This is a genomic window from Rhodococcus sp. C26F, assembly GCF_053345925.1.
Window position 1 is genome coordinate 198,213 of sequence record NZ_JBKFBA010000002.1, and the last position, 17,545, is coordinate 215,757.

The window sequence follows — 17,545 nt, forward strand, 5'->3', positions numbered from 1 at the left end:
CCGCACGTACGGGCCGATGTCGACGGCGGGAACGACGAAGGCGTCAGACGGCGACTGGTTCATGGGCAACTCCGTGGGGAGAGGGGGTGCCGGCCGAGGTGACGGGGGCCGGTGTGCCGGACCGGGACGCACGAGCCAATGTCCCGAGACGAGTGTGGTTGAACAGCAGGTTCAACGAGAACGCCGCGATCGCGGCGAGCGTGATGCCGCTGCCGAGCAGGATCTGCGCGGCGGACGGGAAGCGCTCGAACATGCCCTCGGCGAGTTCGGGCAGCAGACCCAACCCGATCGCGACGGCGGCGATCGTGGAGTTGATGCGGTCGGACAGGTCCACCGAGCGCAACGTGTTGATGCCCACGAGGGCGACGGTGGCGAACAGGATCAGGCCGACACCGCCGACCACCGGCTTCGGCAGCGCCGCGACCACCGAGCTCGCCTTCGGCAGCGCGCCGAGGACCACGAGGATCGCACCCGACGTGGCGGTGACGTAGCGGCTGTAGACGCGGGTGGTGGCCACCGCGCCGACGTTCTGGGTGAAGACGGTGTCGACGAAGGCGTTGAAGACACCGGCGAGCACAGCGGACGCCCCGTCACCGGCGAGTCCGCGGGCGATGTCGCCCTTGCTGACGCGCTTGCCGGTGATCTCGGCGACGGCGAGCATGCTCGCGGTGGATTCGGCGAAGACCACGGCCATGACGATGCTCATGGCGACGACCGCGGTGATCGGGAATTCCGGTGCACCGAAGTGGAAGGGCGCGGGCAGACCCACCCACGACGAACCGGCCACGCCGCCGAGGTCGATCAAGCCGAGCGGGACCGCGACGACCGTGCCGACGGCGAGGGCGATCAACACCCCGAGCTGGGCCCAGATGCCGCGACCGAGGCACAGGAAGGCAACGGCGACGACGATCACCAGCGCGGCCAGGGCGATGTTGGTGGGCGAGGCGAAGGTGGGCGACGACGGGTCGGTACCGACGATCAACCCACCGGCCACGCCGATGAGCGAGATCCCTACGACGGTGAGAACGGCACCGGTGACGAGCGGCGGGAAGAACCGGATGATCCTGGCGAACGGCCAGGCCAGGGCGAGACCGACGATGCCGCCGATCAGCATGGAGCCGTAGACGGCCTGCAGGCCGTATTCCTTCGCGATGAGGATCATCGGCGTCAGGCCGGCGAAGGTCGCACCGCAGACGATGGGTAGGCGGACACCGACGAGTTTGCCGACACCGAGGCTCTGGACGATGGTGATCAGACCGGCGATCAGCAGGTCGGCGCTGATGAGCATCGCGATGGTGTCGCGGTCGAGTCCGACGGCCGCGCCGAAGACCAACGGGACGGTGATGCATCCGGTGTACATGATCAGGACATGCTGGAGGCCGAACGCGAACTGCCGGAGGAACGGCAGTCGCGCGTCGACGGGGTGCGGTGAGGTCATGTGGTCGCTCCCATTTCGGATGCAGTGCTGTATACGGTGCCGGATACAGCTTGGGGGCCGAAGTTTTCGGGCTCGAGTCATCGTGTTTCGTGCGGGTAAGAAACCGCTCACCGCACCCGCGTCGAAGCTAGGTCAGCCGTCCGTTCACGCGCAGGCGGGCGATGCCACCGTCGGGATAGACGTCGAGCCGCACGAACTCCACCGGCGTCGGCGAATCCACGCGGAAACGGTGCCGGCAGTCCGGCAGCAACGCGGTGCGCGGTACGAGTTCGACCCAGGACGATTCGTCGGACATCGCGTCCTCACTGGGAATTCCGCTCAGGCGCGCCGCTCCCGGTGCGTTGCCGACGAAATAGGAGGTGTCGATCTCGACGTGGTCGACGCAGCCCTGCCCGGCGAGACGGATCACCACGTAGTCGTTGCCGTCGTCGCGGCGACGGGCGTTCTCCCAGCCCTCCCCCATGTGCCGCGAGCGACCGAGGCCGATGATGTTGCGCGGTGACGAATAGAAGCGGTTCGAGCACGCGACGACGTCGCCACCGTTCTCGAGGGCCGCGAGATCGATCGTGCCCGTGAGGAAGGCCGGGTCCGGGCGTGCATATCCGTGCACCCGGAAGCGGGCCACACCGCCGTCAGGAAAGATGTTCAGGCGCAGGTGCGTCCAGCGCCGGTCGTCTTCCACCGCGAAGGCGTTCGCGGTGTCGCCCTTCAGGGCCACGCGCTCGAGGACCGGTTCCCACGGCGCGTCCAGCAACTCCTGATCGGTCGGGTAGCCGTCGAGGTTCACCCCGTCGACGGACGCGAAGGGCGGGTAGTTGCCCGTGAACCAGGCGGTGTCGATCACGACACCCTCGACGACACCGGGAACGCCCAGCCGGACCACCGCGAAGTCGTGCCCGGGTTCGCGGCGACGCCGGGTCTCCCACCCGTCGTAGACCTTTCCCTTGTGCCCGAACTCGGAAGGATCGAAATCGGGTGCGCCCGGCGAGATCAGGTTCTCGCGACTCGCGAAGAACTCGTCGTTCGCGTACACGACGGCTCCGCCCAGCGATCGCGCGGCGAGATCGGGCAGTTGCAGGAAATCTGCTTCGGTCAACGGTTTTCCTTTCGGGAGAGCAGCGCACCACGCGGCGCGGGGTCGGTGGCACCGAGGGTGACGGTGAGCGGTTCACCGGCGAGCCAGGTCTGCCGCACGACCCCGGCCAGTGCACGTTCGGCGTAGGGCGTCACCGCGTTGCGGTGGTGCAGTCGCTCCGGGAAGACCACGAAGGCGTCGTCGGGCGCGAAGACGCACAGGTCGGCACTGTTGCCCACGGCGATGGCACCGCGGTCGGCCAGGCCCACGAGGTCGGCGGTGCGACCGGCCATCCAGCGCACCACGTCGACGAGTGTGTGCCCGCGCTTGCGCGCCTCCGACCACACGATGGGCAGTCCGAGTTGCAGCGACGAGATTCCGCCCCAGGCCTCGCCGAAGTCGCCGGTGACGAACTTCTTCAGCTCCGGCAGGCACGGCGAGTGATCGGAGACGATGCAGTCGAGTGTGCCGTCGGCCAGGCCGCGCCACAGCGCTTCCCGGTTACGGGCCTCGCGGATCGGCGGGCAGCACTTGAAATGTGTGGAGCCGTCGAGTATCTCCTCGCTGAACAACGACAGATAGTGTGGGCAGGTCTCCGCGGTGACGTGCAGCCCCTCGGCCTTCGCCGCGGCGACGAGCGGAAGGCTTCCCGCATCCGACAGGTGCAGGATGTGCACGCGGCATCCGGTCTGCCGCGCGCCGTCGATCACCTGGGCGACAGCGCGGGACTCGGCGACCGGTGGTCGCGAGTACAGGAAGTCGTCGTACCGGCGTCCGGCCGGCGGGTCCTGAGCGTCGAGGGTCGGCTCGTCCTCGGCATGCACGATGAGCAGGCCGCCGAAGCCGGCGATCACGCGCATCGCCTCGATCATCTGCTCCCGGTCCAGCGGTGGGTACTCGTCGAGACCCGAATACGCGAGGAAGCACTTGAAGCCGTACACTCCTGCGTCCCAGAGCGGTTCGAGATCGGCGAGGTTGCCGGGGATCGCACCGCCCCAGAATCCGACGTCGACGGTGACCTGCTCGGCCGCGACCTTCTGCTTCACCTCGAGGGCCGCCACGTCGACGGTGGACGGGATGGAGTTGAGGGGCATGTCGACGATCGTCGTCACTCCCCCGGCCGCGGCGGCACGTGTCGCCGTCGCGAAGCCCTCCCATTCGGTGCGGCCGGGTTCGTTGACGTGGACGTGCGTGTCCACCAGGCCGGGGAGCAGCACCTCGTCGTCGGCGAGGACGATCTCCCGCGCACCGGCCGGAGCGGCACCGTCGTATTCCTCGATCGCGACGATGCGGCCGTCGCGCACGTGGACGGCGCAGCTGCGTTCCTCGTCCCCCACCACGGCGCGTCGCGCGCGGATCACGGTGGTCATCGCGTCACCGCCGTCGGTCGACCCGCGAGGCGGGCCAGGTGGTCGAGATTCGTGCCGGTGCGATCGCATACTTCCTTCTCGGTGAGGGCTCCGCAGCTCGTTCCCCGCAGGAGGAAGGCGGCAAGAGCACGGGCGGTGGCGGGTTCGTCGAGATATCCCGACGGCAGGACCGGGTCGAGGTAAGCCGCGACGCGCCCCGCGGCGGTGGCCAGCGACCGGCGGTAGAACGCGAAGGTCGCGGCGTAGCGGGTGGGCAGCTGCGCGGGGTGCAGATCCCAGCCCTGGTAGAAGCCGCGGCGCAGCGACCGGTCGATCAGGCGGGCATGCAGTCCCCATGCTTCGCGGATCTCGTCGCGGGTGCCGACGGGAAGGCGGTTGGTGGACCCGTCGGACAATCGGACCCCGGTGCCCGCTGCCGCGACCTGCATCGTGGCCTTGGCGTGGTCGGCGACGGGGTGGTCCATCGCCTGGTACTCCGCGGCGATGTCGCACGCGGCCGAGTAGTCGTAGGTGCCGTAGTGCAACCCCGAACAGCGTCCGCGGGCCGCTCGGATCATCGTGGCGACGGCCGCGGTGCCGTCGGGTCCGCAGATCGCCTGCGGCGTCTCGATCTGGATCTCGAACCGCAGGGACGCGGCGAGCGAGTGGGTGGCTTCGAGATGTTCGCAGACCGTCACCATGGCGGCGACCTGTTCGGGCGCGGTGACCTTGGGTAGCGTGACGACGAATCCGTCCGGGAGAGAGCACTTTCCGGTCAGCTCGGCGACGAAGGCGTCGAGCGTGCGGAGTCCGCGGCGCCGGGTGGCTGCCTCGAAGGACTTGAACCGGATGCCGACGAAGGGTGTCGCGGTGGGATCGGTCGCCAGCGCGGCGGCGGCGCGGGCGACGTGGGCGTCCTCGTCGGCGTCGCGTTCGTGCTCGGGAATGCCGGGGCGGGTGAACCCGTCCTCGAAGTCGATGCGCAGATCCTCGATCGGTTCGGTGCGCAGTTTGGCCTCCACGAGAGGGAGGACGGCGTCGGCCAGTTCGGGTTCGATGCCGGTGACCGCGGCGAGGTCAGCGGGACCGTCGATGTGGGTGTCGAGGACGTCGAGCGCGTCGGCTCCCCACCGTGCCGCGATCCCGGCGTCGTAGCGGTCGGCCGGGACGTAGACGGTGTGTACCGGTTGGCGGGCACCGTCGGTCCCGGGATAGGTCGCGGCGTATGCCGCGTCGGTGTCTGCGAGCTGCGCGTCGAGCGCAGCCGCAAGCCTGTGCAATCCTGTCGGCACCCGAACTCCCGTCCTGTATCCACGGCTGTATACGTCGTGGTGCGCCGACGTTATCGGCGCCAGGTCATGCGTTCGGTTAACTGCGGTTACGGGCCCGTTACACATCTGCCGGGGCGGTGTTCGTCCTCGGCTGAACCCGGTCCGGTGCCACCGGATCGACGGCACAATGGTCGGCATGGAGCCGGAGCAGGGTCGCGTGATCGATTTCGCCACCGCCGCGAAGTCGGCACGGACTCCCGTGCGGGGAGCCGACAGCACCGAGCCCCGGCTGCTCCGCCAGATCTACGGCGAGATCCTGCGCGACGAGCGTCGCGATCAGGACCGCAGCCTCGAGGACGTCGCCCGCACGGTGGGGATGTCGAAGCAGTATCTGTCGGAGGTCGAACGTGGACGCAAGGAGGCCTCCTCCGAGATGCTGCGGTCCGTGTGCGATGCGCTGGAGCTTCCGATGGAGCAACTGCTCGCGCGCGGGATCCGCCGGATGACCGCGCACCGCACACTCCGGGCCACGGGTCACGCCGGCGTCGAGTTGTGCGCGGCATGACGGGGTGACTGCGTCACAGTGTGACCACGTGACGGTGTGACTGCGTCACAGTGTGACCACGTGACGGTGTGACTGCGTCACAGTGTGACCACGTGACGGTGTGACGGGTCATCCGTCCCGGTCGACGACGACGTGATCGGCCAGGCCGTAGGCCACCGCCTCCGTCGGCGAGAAGATCCGGTCCCGGTCGGTGTCGCGGCGCAGTCGGTCGATGTCGCGCCCGGTGTGCGCGGCCAGAATCTCCTCGGTCTGGGCCCGCACCCTCATCACCTCCGCCGCCTGCAGGGCCAGATCGGAGATGGTGCCCTGCCCCTGCGCCGAGGGCTGGTGCAGCAACACCCGCGAATGGGCGAGCACATGCCGGCGACCGGGGGCTCCGGCCGCGAGCAGCACGGNGCCGCCGAGGCGGCCTGACCCATGCAGTAGGTCGCGACCTTCGGACGCAGGAACTGCATGGTGTCGTAGATCGCGAGCATCGCGGTGGACGATCCGCCGGGAGAGTTGATGTACAGGCCGATCTCCCGGTCGGGAGATTCGGCCTCGAGATGCAGCATCTGCGCCATCACGACGTTGGCGACCCCGTCGTCGATCTCGGTGCCGAGGAAGACGATGCGTTCGTTGAGCAACCGGCTGAAGACGTCGAACGACCGCTCCCCCGCCGGTGTGCGTTCGATGACGTTGGGGATCGTGTAGGTGCTCATCGTCCCAGTCCCATCTGTCGTCCCGCGGCGAACGGCGCCAGTTCGGCGAGCGAACCGACGACGGTGTCGACGATGCCGTACTCGCGTGCCTGTTCGGCGGTGAACCACCGGTCGCGGTCGCTGTCGCGTTCGATCTCCTCGAGCGAATGCCCGGTGGCGTCCGAGAGGATCTGCTGCGACTGCAGTTTCATGTATTCGAGATTCTCGGCCTGGATCGCGATGTCGACGGCCGTCCCCGAGAATCCGGCCGAGGGTTGGTGCATCATGATCCGGCTGTGGGCGAGGCTCGCGCGTTTGCCCTTGGTGCCCGCCGCGAGCAGGACCTGCCCCATACTTGCGGCGAATCCCGCTGCCACCGTGACGATGTCGTTGGGGACGAGTTGCATCGTGTCGTAGATGGCGAGGCCGGCGAAGACGGATCCGCCGGGTGAGTTGATGTGCAGGACGATGTCGCGCCGGTCGTCGGCGGAGGCGAGCAGGACGAGTTCCGAGCAGACGCGCTCGGCCATCTCGTCGTCCACCTCTCCGGTCAGTCGCAGGATGCGCTGACGGAAGAGCCTGTCGGCCAGTTGGTCCCGGTACGAGAATGGTTCGGTGGTCGTCATGCAGCCAGCCTGACCCCCGATGGGTGCGAACCGGCGGTTCGTCTGCTCACGGCAGACGGACCGGTCGTTCCGGCAGATCAGTCCCCTGCGGACCGGACGGCGCTGATCACCGCCGCGACGAGGACCGCCAGTAGCAGGATCACGAGCAGGACCGGTCCGAGCAGCAGCACCAGCGCGATCACGACGGCCAGGCCGATCTTCGCCTTGGTGCTGAGTCCGGAAATCAGCCCGCCCAGCGCGGCGAGGGCCGGATTGCGACCCTCCAGCGCGGCTCGGATGCCGGCGAGGACCGCCTGCAGTCCCACGCCGCCGCTGGTGACCTCGCCGAGGAGCGAGTCCACCCGTCCGCGGATCTTCCGGATCAGTCTCGCCCCGAGTCCCCGGAGTCCGGCCAGCGCGGTGCGGACACCGGCCCGCAGCGCATCCTTCAACCTCTCGAGGAGCGATGTGGGTTCCGGCTGTGCCTGTTCGGGTCGGGTCTGCTCGGATCGTGTCCGCTCACGTGCGGGGCGGGCCGGTTTCCCTGCCCGGGCGTCGTTCGCAGGCGGACGCGGTCGTTGCCTCTCCTTCGGAGGTGCCGGCTTCGCACGAACGCGGGGCGTGGCGTCCGAACGGGTCGATGTCCGAGTGGTCGATCGGGATGAGGTTCGGGTCGAGGTGCGCCGCGAGCCGGTTCCGGGGTCGCGTTCTCGACGCCGCGCGGTGTTGTCGGGTTCGCGGGTGCCGCGCCGCGCGGTGGGCTCGGGCTCGCGAGTTCGACGGCTGCGCGTCCGCGCAGGCTCGGCGGGAGTCTCCGTCCTCGTGGTCCTCGCGCCTGTCGCGGTCGGCCGCCGCGCCGGACGGGAGGTTCGGCGGGCTTCGTTCTGCCGAGCACTCATACCGCTCGCCTTCTCTCGTGGACGGGCACGGTGCCTCTCAGTGAACGCCGGATTCCGGGTCCGGTCAACGGCAGACGGAGCGTTCAGCCGGTACGGAAAGAAATGGACCCCGTTCAAGATCGGTAACGGCGCTTGGAAGAATGAGCAAAGCCCTCACAGCACACGGGGAGGTGTGCGCATCATCGTTCGCGATGGGGAGTGCGCGCGCGACGTAATCCGAAGGAGCACCGACAGACGTGACCGAGCAATTCAGTTTCGAAACACTCACGCCCACGGCATTTCTCGACCGTTCCGCCCGGGTCTTCCGTGACGACCTCGCGATGGTGGACGGCGACGTCCGTCGCACCTACGCCGAACTGCGCGACCGGTGCCTGAGGCAGTCGGGCATGCTGCACGCTCTCGGTGTCGAACCCGGCGACCGTGTCGCGGTGCTCGCGCCGAACACCTCGTTGATGCTCGAGGCGCACTACGGCGTGCTCTACGCGGGCGCCGTGCTCGTCTCGCTCAACACGCGCCTCACCGCGCCGGAGCTGCGGTTCATCCTCGAGCACTCGGGCAGCCGGGTCCTGCTCGTCGAGGAGTCGCTGACCGACCTGGCCCGCGAGGCCACGGCCGATCTGCCGTCGATCACGGTCGTCGGTGACGACTACGAGGGCAAGCTCGCCGCCGCCCGCCACCGGTACGTGCCGCTCGCCGACGAGCGCACGATGATCGCCCTGAACTACACGTCCGGCACGACGGGTGATCCGAAGGGCGTGATGTACCACGCGCGCGGCGCCTACCTGCAGGCCCTGGCCATGGTCGCGCACTTCGGGCTCGACAGCGGATCCACCTATCTGTGGACGCTGCCGATGTTCCACTGCAACGGCTGGACGTTCACCTGGGCCGTCACCGCAGCGGGTGGCACGCACGTGTGCCTGCCCAAGGTCGACCCCGAGCGGATCTGGGATCTCGTCCGCACCGAGAACGTCACGCACCTGTGCGGCGCGCCGACCGTCCTCGCGTCGCTGGTCGACGCCCCCAATGCGGGCGGCATCGACCATCGTGTCGTCGCGGCGATCGGTGGCGCACCGCCGGCGCCCGCCCTCATCGAGCGGTGCACCGCGCTCGGACTCGACATCACGCACCTGTACGGGCTCACCGAGACGTACGGTCCGGCAGCGATCTGCGAGTGGCGTTCGGAGTGGGACGTCCTTCCCGAGGACGAGAAGGCACGGCTGCGCTCGCGGCAGGGCGTGGGTAACGTCGTGGCCGGTGAACTCCGCATCGTCGACCCGATGGGATCCGACGTTCCCGCCGACGGTGAGACGACCGGTGAGATCGCGCTGCGCGGCAACAACGTGATGCTCGGTTACTACAACAACCCGGACGCGACAGCCCGCGCCGTGCCGGACGGCTGGTTCCGCACCGGTGACATCGGCGTCATGCATCCGGACGGCTACATCGAGATCCGCGACCGCGCGAAGGACGTCATCATCTCCGGTGGCGAGAACATCTCGTCCGTCGAGGTCGAGGCGGCCCTCATCAGCCATCCGGCCGTTCTCGAGGCGGCCGTCGTCGCGGCGCCGAGCGAGAAGTGGGGCGAACGTCCCGTCGCCTACGTGGCACTGCGCAGCGGCGCGAGTGCCGACGAGGTGGAACTGCGCGCGCACGTGCGTTCGCAGCTCGCCGGTTTCAAGGTTCCCGACAGCATCGTCTTCGGCGCCCTGCCGAAGACCGCTTCGGGCAAGATCCGCAAGGTCGAACTGCGCGAGCGTCTCTGAGCACCGGCCGGGGCGGGTCCCGACGTCACCTCTCGTCGAGAACCGTCCCGGCCCGCTCGGGCAGCGTGAACGCCGCGACCGCGGCGACGACGAACGATGCCGCGAACGCACCGAAGACGAGACCGTTGCCGCCGGCGCCCAGCAGCACCGGCACCAGCAGCGGCGCGATGATCGACGCGAGCCGCCCGAAGGCCGCCGCCGAACCGGTGCCCGCGCCCCGCACCGGCGTGGGATACAGCTCGGGTCCGATCGCGTACAGGGCACCCCATGCGCCCAGGTTGAAGAACGACAGCGCCATGCCCGCCGCGACGATCGTCGACGGAGTCTCGGCCAGCCCGAACAATCCCGCCGAGACTGCCGATCCGGCGAGGAAGACCCCCAGCGTCAGGCGGCGTCCCCACACCTCGATCAGCCACGCCGCGACGCCGTAGCCCGGTAGCTGGGCGAGCGTGATGAGCAGCGTGTAGCCGAACGAGGTGACCAGGTCGAAGCCCTGCGCGACGAGCAGGCTCGGCAACCAGATGAACGCGCCGTAGTACGAGAAGTTGATGCCGAACCACACGATCCACAGCGCCGCCGTGCGGCGGCGCAGGTTCGGCGCCCACACCGAGCCTCGGGGTGCGCGCTCGACTTCCGCGACGGTCCGGACGGGTTGTTCGTCCTCCGGAACGGACGTGACACCGGCCGATTGCTCGTAGTCCCGCACGATCGCCTCGGCTTCCGCGTGCCGTCCGCGACTCTCGAGATAGCGCACGGATTCGGGTAGGCCGAACCGCACGACGAGGGCGTAGGCAGCCGGGACGAGCCCGACGGCGAGCGCCCACCGCCATCCGTTGTCGCTGGTGGGAACAACGAAATAACCGATGAGCGCGGCCAGGAGCCAGCCCACCGCCCAGAACGCCTCGAGGGCGACGACCACGCGTCCTCGCACCTTGCGGGGCGCGAACTCACTGACCAGCGTCGACGCGACCGGCAGTTCGGCGCCGAGACCGAGTCCGACGACGAACCGCAGGACGATGAGCATCGCCACCGAGGTCGACAGCGCCGCCGCGCCGGTCGCGAGACCGTAGACGAGCAGAGTCGCGGCGAAGACCTGCCGGCGTCCGATGCGGTCGGCGAGCAGACCACCGAGGGACGCACCGATCGCCATGCCGACGAAGCCGATGGATCCGATCCACGAGAGCTGCGTCGACGACAGATCCCACTGCACGGCCAGGGCCGCCATGACGAACGAGATCAACCCGACGTCCATGGCGTCGAGGGCCCAGCCCACGCCGGAGCCGGTCAGCAGGCGGCGATGTCTGCCGGTGAACGGCAGGTCGTCGAGCCGCTGGGTGCGAGTGGTCATGCACCGAAACGTACCGCAGCGCTCGGGCGCCGATCAGCCGCGCGCGGCGGCCTCCAGCGCCGACACGTCGATCCGGCGCATCTTCATCATCGCGGCGGTCACGCGCTTCGCGACCTCCGGATCGGGGTCGGCGAGCAGTTCGTTCAGCCGTTTCGGTACCACCTGCCACGACAGGCCGTACTTGTCCTTCAACCACCCGCAGGCGGATTCCTCGCCGCCGTCGGCGGTCAGCGCGTACCAGTAGTGGTCGGCCTCCTCCTGATCGGCGCAGTCGATCTGGAAGGACACCGCTTCGGAGAACCGGAACTGCGGTCCCCCGTTGAGTCCGTAGAAGACCTGACCGTCGAGGAAGAACTCGACCGTCATCGGGGTCCCGGGCGGAACCGGGATGTCACCTCCGGTGGACTCTTCGGTGTAGCGGGTGATCTCACCGATCTTGGAGTTGGGGAAGATGCCGATGTAGAAGTTCGCGGCCTCCTCGGCGTTCATGTCGAACCACAACCACGGAGTGATCCTGGGCATCGTGACTCCTCGTATCGTCGAATGTGTTCCACTGTCACGAAGGCAGACCCCGCTCGGCTCGCATACTCATCGCGGAGCAGGAGTGGGTATACGACGTCCGTGGCGAAGAAGACACGCGATCGCAGGGAACGACCAAGGCAGCGGCACCGGCCGCCGGGAAACGCGCCCGCAACTCCGGCACGGTACGTCGAGGATCCGACCCTCCCGGCGGCCTGGCTCGTCGACATCGACGGAACGCTCGCGCACATGAGCGACCGGAGTCCGTATCACTGGCACAGGGTGGGCGAGGACACCGTCTCCCCGGCGGTCGAGGCCGCGGTGCGAGCGTTCGCCGCCGCACCCGACAGGGCGGCGATCGTGCTGCTCTCGGGACGCGACGGCGTGTGCCGGCCGGAAACCGAGGAGTGGCTCGCCCGGCACGACATCCCCTACGACGAGCTGTACATGCGTCCGGCCGGCGACAACCGGAAGGATTCGATCGTCAAGGCCGAGCTGTTCGACCGTCACATCCGGCACCGCTATCGCATCATCGCGGTGCTCGACGATCGCGATCAGGTGGTGCGCATGTGGCGACGGATGGGACTGATGTGCTTCCAGGTCGCCGAGGGCGATTTCTGACGGGAATCTGCACACGCCCGGCTCTCGCCCCGGTGACTCAATCGTTCGGGGACACTTCGGTACTCAGCGCGGTCGGCGGAACGAACGGCGCCCCACCGAGATCGACGCGCCGGGCCCCGCACCCGACGCAGCGCACGTACAGCACCTGTCCGATCGACGTGGCGTGACTCGACTCCACGCTCCACGCGTGTTCGTGAGCGGGGGTCCGGACCGGGCATTCCTGTGGGCTCCGAGCTTCGATAGCAGTCATGTCCACCACCATGATGTAATGGCCTTATGCATCTCAACCCTTACGGCGAGTATGCGGTCCTCCTCGCGGCGTCACTGGCCGGCGACTGGCCCGACGATCGGGACGGCATCATGGCCCGTACCCGCGAGGTGGGCATGACCATGGACTTCCCGACCGCGCCCGACGACCATCCACGCACCCGTGAGGTCATCGACGACTGGCTCGCCATCGTCGACGCGTCCGACCCCAGGGAACGTGCGCGCCTGCTCAACGCGCAGATGGCCACCGCAGCGGCCTATCCCCGGCTGACCGATCACGACGGCGAGGGGTGGCACCTGCACTACCGCGACGAGGTCCAACCGCTCCCCGACGTACTGCGCGCGGTGATCAGCGTCGGCACGGCACTGCACCTCACCACTCGTGGAATGCACCGCCTCCACCGGTGCGCCGCAGCGGACATCCCGACCAACCCGTGCTCGGCCGTGGTCGTCGACATCACCCGCAACGGCCGCCAGCAGTACTGCTCCGTGCGCTGCGCGAACCGCGCTGCAGTGCGCCGGCACCGAACGCGAGCGGCCCAGCAGCGTCGACCCGCATAGCCCGAGTAGCACATCGCAATCGGGAACGGGCCTGTCCCCCACGTTCCCGCGAACCCGACGGGTTGGGAAGCTGGACCGCAGACACCCCACCGATCCGGAGGCCCCGAGAACCATGGCTGCTCGTTCCACCACCCGCCCGCCGAGGATCGACGCCCCGGACCTCGGCGTCCTCACCGACGCGGACGGCGACGAGTTGCTCGCGCACGGAATCTTCGAGAACAGCCGCTACACCGACACCGACCTGACGGGTCGCGATCTGGCCGGGATCATCCTGTCCGAATGTTCGCTCGTCGCACCGATCGTCGCCGACAGCGACCTCACGAGCGCACGCCTGCGCGACACTCTGGTCGAGCGCATGCAGGCACCGAATCTGTTCGCGCCGCGCAGCGGCCTGCACCGCGTGCACATCCGGGACAGCCGGATCGGTGCGCTGGACCTCCTCGACGCGGATCTGCGCAGCGTCACGATCGCGGATTCGAAACTCGGCCTGGTCAATCTGCGGGCCGCCACGGGACGCGACGTACTCTTCCGCGGCTGCATCCTCGACGAACTGGATCTGGGAGGCGGCACGTTCACCCGCGTCGCTTTCGAGGACTGTTCCGTCGGCGTCCTCGACGTCGACCGCGCAACCCTCGACCAGGTGGATCTGCGCGGCCTGCGGATCGACACGATCCGCAACATGGGCGGGATGAAGGGTGCGACGATCGACGCCCACCAGGCCGTAGCCCTGGCAGGGCAGTTCGCCGCCCATCTCGGTCTGCGAGTGGAGGATTGATCTCACCGACCACTCGACGGGTCAGACCCGTTCGGATGGGCCCGACGCGACGTCGAACGCCGCGACGTCGAACGACGACAACTCCCGCAACATCCGGTCCGTCGACCACGGCCAGCACTCGCTCGTTGAAGGAATCCTGCACGGCACGAAGCGGTTCCATCCGGGTCCATCCCTGCATCTCCGCGAACGAACAGGAATAGAGCGCCGACGGCACATCGCACGTACAGCCGGGACAGGTGTTGTCGCGCCAGGTTCCCGCGACGGCGTCCGCCTTCTCGAGAACGACGAAGTTGTCGATCCCGTGTCGGAGCAACTGGACGGCGGCACCGAGACCGGAGATGCCGGCGCCGACGATCACCACATCGTAGCGGTAATACATGCTGCCCGCCGTCACACCAACACGCAGCGGTGCTGCGGCCGCCCTTCCTTTCCCATCGCACGGTTCGGCGTCAGGCCAATTCGGCGAAGCGTTCGGTCTCGCGCGCCTGCCCGGAGACGATGATCGTGTCGCCGGGAGAGATCACGGTGTCGGCCGCGGCGTAGGTGAATCCCTCCCCCGGCCGTTTGATCGCCACCACCGTCACGCCGTATCGACTTCGTATCGTCGTCTGCGACAAGGGCTTTCCCACAGCGAATGCCGGTGCGACGGTCTTGACCATGGCGAAGCCGTCGTCGAACTCGATGTAGTCCATCATCCGCCCACGCACCAGGTGCGCAACGCGTTTACCCATGTCGTGCTCGGGTCGCACGACATGATGCACACCGATCTGGGTGAGGATCCGGGCGTGCGCGTTGCTGATCGCCTTGGCCCACACATTCGGTACCGCCATGTTGATCAATGCCGAGGCGGTGAGGAGGCTCGCCTCGAGATCGGACCCGATACCGACGACGGCCCGGTCGTATTCGTGTACCGACAATTGCCGAAGTGATTCCTCATCGGTGGTGTCGGCTACGGCGGCGTGGGTGAGCCGACCGGACACCTTCTCGATCACCGCTTCGCTCGCATCGATACCGAGCACCTCGGTGCCCTGAGCCATCAACTCGAGGGCAAGAGACTTGCCGAACCGCCCGAGTCCGAGGACGACGACGACGTCGGCGGCTGGTTTCCTAGCCAATGAAGGGCCTTTCTGTGGGTAGTTCGTAGCGACGACCACGGTCGCGTGCCGCCAACGCGCTGACCAGCGTGACAGGTCCGATCCTGCCCAGGTACATCAACACCACCAGAATCAATTGCCCCCAGGCCGGCAACTGAGCGGTGATTCCAGTGGACAGCCCTACGGTCGCGAACGCCGAGGTGACCTCGAACAGCAGTACGTCGAGGTCGAACGCGGTACCGGCGAGAAGCACGAGGGTCGGCACCATCACCAGCGCCACGCCGATCAGTGCCACCGCCAGGGCCTGGCGTTGGAGACGTGGATCTATGCGCCGGTCGAACACCGTCACGGACTTCTCGCCCCGTACCTCGGCGGCGATGACGAACAACAGCAGGGCGAATGTGGTGACCTTGATACCGCCGGCGGTGCCGCCGCTTCCACCTCCGATGAACATCAGCACATCGGTCACCAGCAATGTCGCATTGTCCACCTGGGCGTAGTCGACGCTGTTGAACCCCGCCGTGCGCGGCATGACGCCCTGGAATGTGGCCACGAGCAGCTTCGCACCCCAGTCGTGGCCACGTAGGGTGTGATTCCACTCGAGAAGCAGGACCAGCAGCGGGCCGACCACCAGAAGCACCGCAGTGACAACGATCGTCAACCGGGTATGCAGCGTCCAGCGCGTTCGGTGTCCTCGCAGGTGCCGGCCGAGCTCGAACAGCACCGGAAACCCGATGCCGCCGAGGATCACCGCAGCCATCAACGGCACACAGATCCACGGATCGTCGGCGAACCCGACGATGTTGTCGCTGTAGAGCGCGAACCCGGCGTTGTTGAACGCCGAGATCGCGTGGAAGACCCCCAACCACACCGCGCGGACCGGGGTCTCGTCGTAGCCGACCGCGAAGCGGATCGCCAGGGCCGACGCCACGGCGATTTCGATGAGCACGCTGGTACGCACAACACCGATGACGACGCTGCGGACGTCGCCGAGTCCGGACGTACGGACCTCTGCCGCAGCGTTGAGACGGGCCTTCAGGCCGATCCGATCGGCCAGCACCAAGCCGATCAACGAGGCCATCGTCATGATGCCGAACCCACCCACCTGGATCAGCCCCACGATCACCCCTTGACCGAATCCGGACCAGTAGGTGGGTGTGTCCACGATGATCAGGCCGGTCAGGCACATCGCGGAAGTCGCAGTGAACAGCGCCGCCATCATCCCTGCGCCGACTCCGGACTGCGTCGCGGCCGGTGTCAGCAGTACGACCGTGCCCACCACGATCGCCGCGGCGAAGCCCAGCGCCACCACCCGAGCGGGGCTGTGCGTCAGCCGGGCCGCGAGCCGCCGGATCGGCGCGGACACCACATCGGTGCGACTACTCACATCGCCGAACCCTAGACCCGTCGGCCGCGAACCCGGAATACCGGGGGACCGCTACCGCGTCAGGCGTTCCCACATCGCTCGACGCGAAGGCACTCCCGCGCGCGCCTCACACCCCGCATCTCCCGAATCCAGAGGCACACCCCACATGCGGGGAAGACTGCGCCCAGCACGCACACCGCCTTCCACCCTCCACCGAAGTACACGAGGGTGGACAGCACACTTCCGAGCGATCCTGCGAGGAAGTAGCAGGTCATATAGGCGGTGTTGAGCCGGCTCCGCGCATCGGACCGAAGCGGGTAGATCAGGCTCTGGTTGCTGATGTGTGTTCCCTGTATCCCCAGATCCAGCAGCGCGACCCCGATCGCCAGAGCGACGACGTGACGCTCCCCGACGGCGAGCAGGAGGAAACTCACCGCGGTGACGGCGACGAAGAAGCCGGTCTGACGACGCGCATATCCCCGGTCGGCGAGAGCACCCGCCGCACGGGCGGCCAACGCACCCGCGACCCCGAAGAGGGTGAACATCCCGATGCGCGCATCGGACCATCCGTATCCCGGTCCGGCGAGGAGGAATCCCACACTCGTCCAGAACACCCCGAACGACGCGTACGTCAGTGCACCGTACGCAATTCGTTGCCGCAGAACGGATTCGGCGGACACCAATCGGATCACCGAGGCCAGCACCGCACGGTACCCGGCATCGGTGGTGGGGACCGACTCCGGCAGGGTGCGGATCAACAGCACAGTGAGCAGCATCAGCGCCGCTGCGCATACGAATACCGCTCGCCAGCCTGCCACCTCGGCAATCAGTCCTGCCACTACGCGGGACAGCAGGATGCCCAGCAACAGACCGGTCATCACGTTGCCGATGACACGTCCACGTTCGTCGTCGCGGGCGAGACTCGCCGCGAAAGGCACCAGCACCTGGCCCACGACCGATCCCGTACCGACCAGGACGGCACACGCCGCCAGAATCCGCCAGTCCGGTGACCATGCCATGATCAGCAGGCCGGCAGCGGTGGCGAGGAGCATCCAGCGCAGAAGTGTCCGTCGTTCGACCATGTCCCCGACAGGAACGAGGAACGCCAGGCCCAGCGCGTACCCGATCTGTCCGGCCGTGACCACGAGCCCGACCTCGGCAGTGGAGGCGTCGAAGGTGTCGGCGATGGCGCCGACCAGCGGCTGCGCGTAATAGCTGTTGGCCACCACCAATCCCGATGCAAGGGCCATCACCGCGACGAGTCGGCGATCCATGCGAGGCGTCGAGGTATCGGTACGTGACATGAATCCGATTCTCGAATGCCACCCATTGATCTGTCCAACGGGATA

Annotated in this window: 16 protein-coding genes and 2 pseudogenes; 5 read left to right on the forward strand and 13 right to left on the reverse strand. The window is 67.9% G+C overall.

Annotated elements, in window-relative coordinates:
• Positions 1 to 43: 43 nt before the first annotated feature.
• The 4 genes from ACLBYD_RS04035 to ACLBYD_RS04050 form a co-directional block, all read right to left on the reverse strand.
• On the reverse strand, positions 44 to 1,438 hold the full coding sequence (locus tag ACLBYD_RS04035) for a uracil-xanthine permease family protein (RefSeq protein ID WP_447815485.1): 1,395 nt from the start codon (positions 1,436 to 1,438) through the stop codon (positions 44 to 46).
• A gap of 127 nt (positions 1,439 to 1,565) precedes the next feature.
• On the reverse strand, positions 1,566 to 2,534 hold the full coding sequence (alc, locus tag ACLBYD_RS04040; protein WP_447815486.1) for an allantoicase: 969 nt from the start codon (positions 2,532 to 2,534) through the stop codon (positions 1,566 to 1,568).
• A complete protein-coding gene (allB, locus tag ACLBYD_RS04045; RefSeq protein ID WP_447815487.1) occupies positions 2,531 to 3,883 on the reverse strand; it encodes an allantoinase AllB in 1,353 nt (450 codons plus the stop codon). The genes alc and allB overlap by 4 nt, the downstream gene beginning before the upstream one ends.
• Complete coding sequence (locus tag ACLBYD_RS04050; RefSeq protein WP_447815488.1) at positions 3,880 to 5,154, reverse strand: DUF6986 family protein; 1,275 nt, start codon at positions 5,152 to 5,154, stop codon at positions 3,880 to 3,882. Before ACLBYD_RS04050 ends, allB begins: the two co-directional genes overlap by 4 nt.
• A 166-nt stretch (positions 5,155 to 5,320) precedes the next feature.
• Here ACLBYD_RS04050 and ACLBYD_RS04055 point away from each other — a divergent pair, with 166 nt between their 5' ends.
• Positions 5,321 to 5,698: a helix-turn-helix domain-containing protein gene (locus tag ACLBYD_RS04055; protein ID WP_447815489.1), complete on the forward strand. Its 378-nt coding sequence runs from the start codon at positions 5,321 to 5,323 to the stop codon at positions 5,696 to 5,698.
• A 108-nt stretch (positions 5,699 to 5,806) separates the two neighbouring features.
• Here ACLBYD_RS04055 and ACLBYD_RS04060 read toward each other — a convergent pair.
• The 3 genes and pseudogenes from ACLBYD_RS04060 to ACLBYD_RS04070 all read right to left on the reverse strand — a co-directional run bounded on the left by ACLBYD_RS04060 (position 5,807) and on the right by ACLBYD_RS04070 (position 7,435).
• A pseudogene (locus ACLBYD_RS04060) lies at positions 5,807 to 6,399 on the reverse strand (ATP-dependent Clp protease proteolytic subunit).
• Positions 6,396 to 7,004 (reverse strand): ClpP family protease, encoded by a 609-nt coding sequence (locus tag ACLBYD_RS04065; protein WP_006550621.1) that lies wholly within the window; start codon positions 7,002 to 7,004, stop codon positions 6,396 to 6,398. The pseudogene ACLBYD_RS04060 and the gene ACLBYD_RS04065 overlap by 4 nt, the downstream one beginning before the upstream one ends.
• 77 nt (positions 7,005 to 7,081) lie before the next feature.
• Positions 7,082 to 7,435, reverse strand: a complete 354-nt coding sequence (locus ACLBYD_RS04070; protein ID WP_447815490.1) for a hypothetical protein — start codon at positions 7,433 to 7,435, stop codon at positions 7,082 to 7,084.
• A 683-nt stretch (positions 7,436 to 8,118) separates the two neighbouring features.
• On the opposite strand from ACLBYD_RS04070, the gene ACLBYD_RS04075 reads away from it, so the two are divergent.
• The gene (locus ACLBYD_RS04075; RefSeq protein WP_447815491.1) at positions 8,119 to 9,645 is read left to right on the forward strand and encodes an AMP-binding protein; all 1,527 of its coding nucleotides are present in this window, start codon (positions 8,119 to 8,121) and stop codon (positions 9,643 to 9,645) included.
• Positions 9,646 to 9,670: 25 nt separating this feature from the next.
• Here ACLBYD_RS04075 and ACLBYD_RS04080 read toward each other — a convergent pair whose 3' ends face one another.
• Together ACLBYD_RS04080 and ACLBYD_RS04085 are read right to left on the reverse strand one after the other, a co-directional pair.
• The gene (locus ACLBYD_RS04080) at positions 9,671 to 10,993 is read right to left on the reverse strand and encodes an MFS transporter (protein ID WP_258260550.1); all 1,323 of its coding nucleotides are present in this window, start codon (positions 10,991 to 10,993) and stop codon (positions 9,671 to 9,673) included.
• A gap of 33 nt (positions 10,994 to 11,026) precedes the next feature.
• Complete coding sequence (locus tag ACLBYD_RS04085) at positions 11,027 to 11,515, reverse strand: VOC family protein (protein WP_447815492.1); 489 nt, start codon at positions 11,513 to 11,515, stop codon at positions 11,027 to 11,029.
• 21 nt (positions 11,516 to 11,536) lie between these two features.
• On the opposite strand from ACLBYD_RS04085, the gene ACLBYD_RS04090 reads away from it, so the two are divergent.
• The 3 genes from ACLBYD_RS04090 to ACLBYD_RS04100 all read left to right on the forward strand — a co-directional run bounded on the left by ACLBYD_RS04090 (position 11,537) and on the right by ACLBYD_RS04100 (position 13,736).
• Positions 11,537 to 12,133: a phosphatase domain-containing protein gene (locus ACLBYD_RS04090; protein ID WP_447815493.1), complete on the forward strand. Its 597-nt coding sequence runs from the start codon at positions 11,537 to 11,539 to the stop codon at positions 12,131 to 12,133.
• A gap of 276 nt (positions 12,134 to 12,409) precedes the next feature.
• The gene (locus ACLBYD_RS04095; RefSeq protein WP_447815494.1) at positions 12,410 to 12,961 is read left to right on the forward strand and encodes a CGNR zinc finger domain-containing protein; all 552 of its coding nucleotides are present in this window, start codon (positions 12,410 to 12,412) and stop codon (positions 12,959 to 12,961) included.
• A gap of 112 nt (positions 12,962 to 13,073) precedes the next feature.
• Positions 13,074 to 13,736 carry a pentapeptide repeat-containing protein gene (locus ACLBYD_RS04100; RefSeq protein WP_447815495.1) on the forward strand — a complete coding sequence of 221 codons (663 nt, stop codon included), beginning with the start codon at positions 13,074 to 13,076 and terminating at the stop codon, positions 13,734 to 13,736.
• Between the two features lie 157 nt (positions 13,737 to 13,893).
• Here the strand turns inward: ACLBYD_RS04100 and ACLBYD_RS04105 are convergent.
• The 4 genes and pseudogenes from ACLBYD_RS04105 to ACLBYD_RS04120 all read right to left on the reverse strand — a co-directional run.
• A pseudogene (locus ACLBYD_RS04105) lies at positions 13,894 to 14,115 on the reverse strand (FAD-dependent oxidoreductase); the annotation flags it as partial.
• A 70-nt stretch (positions 14,116 to 14,185) separates the two neighbouring features.
• Entirely contained in the window at positions 14,186 to 14,851 is a 666-nt protein-coding gene (locus ACLBYD_RS04110) for a potassium channel family protein (protein WP_016693884.1), read from the reverse strand.
• Complete coding sequence (locus tag ACLBYD_RS04115) at positions 14,844 to 16,199, reverse strand: TrkH family potassium uptake protein (RefSeq protein WP_145692778.1); 1,356 nt, start codon at positions 16,197 to 16,199, stop codon at positions 14,844 to 14,846. The genes ACLBYD_RS04110 and ACLBYD_RS04115 overlap by 8 nt, the downstream gene beginning before the upstream one ends.
• 77 nt (positions 16,200 to 16,276) lie before the next feature.
• Complete coding sequence (locus tag ACLBYD_RS04120; RefSeq protein WP_447815496.1) at positions 16,277 to 17,500, reverse strand: MFS transporter; 1,224 nt, start codon at positions 17,498 to 17,500, stop codon at positions 16,277 to 16,279.
• Positions 17,501 to 17,545 lie beyond the last annotated feature (45 nt).

Coding starts and splice junctions, on each gene's coding strand:
- ACLBYD_RS04035 (WP_447815485.1), bottom strand. CDS start 1,438: ATGACCTCACCGCACCCCGTCGACGCGCGACTGCCGTTCCTCCGGCAG.
- allB (WP_447815487.1), bottom strand. CDS start 3,883: ATGACCACCGTGATCCGCGCGCGACGCGCCGTGGTGGGGGACGAGGAA.
- ACLBYD_RS04055 (WP_447815489.1), top strand. CDS start 5,321: ATGGTCGGCATGGAGCCGGAGCAGGGTCGCGTGATCGATTTCGCCACC.
- ACLBYD_RS04065 (WP_006550621.1), bottom strand. CDS start 7,004: ATGACGACCACCGAACCATTCTCGTACCGGGACCAACTGGCCGACAGG.
- ACLBYD_RS04080 (WP_258260550.1), bottom strand. CDS start 10,993: ATGACCACTCGCACCCAGCGGCTCGACGACCTGCCGTTCACCGGCAGA.
- ACLBYD_RS04085 (WP_447815492.1), bottom strand. CDS start 11,515: ATGCCCAGGATCACTCCGTGGTTGTGGTTCGACATGAACGCCGAGGAG.
- ACLBYD_RS04090 (WP_447815493.1), top strand. CDS start 11,537: ATGTGTTCCACTGTCACGAAGGCAGACCCCGCTCGGCTCGCATACTCA.
- ACLBYD_RS04095 (WP_447815494.1), top strand. CDS start 12,410: ATGCATCTCAACCCTTACGGCGAGTATGCGGTCCTCCTCGCGGCGTCA.
- ACLBYD_RS04100 (WP_447815495.1), top strand. CDS start 13,074: ATGGCTGCTCGTTCCACCACCCGCCCGCCGAGGATCGACGCCCCGGAC.
- ACLBYD_RS04120 (WP_447815496.1), bottom strand. CDS start 17,500: ATGTCACGTACCGATACCTCGACGCCTCGCATGGATCGCCGACTCGTC.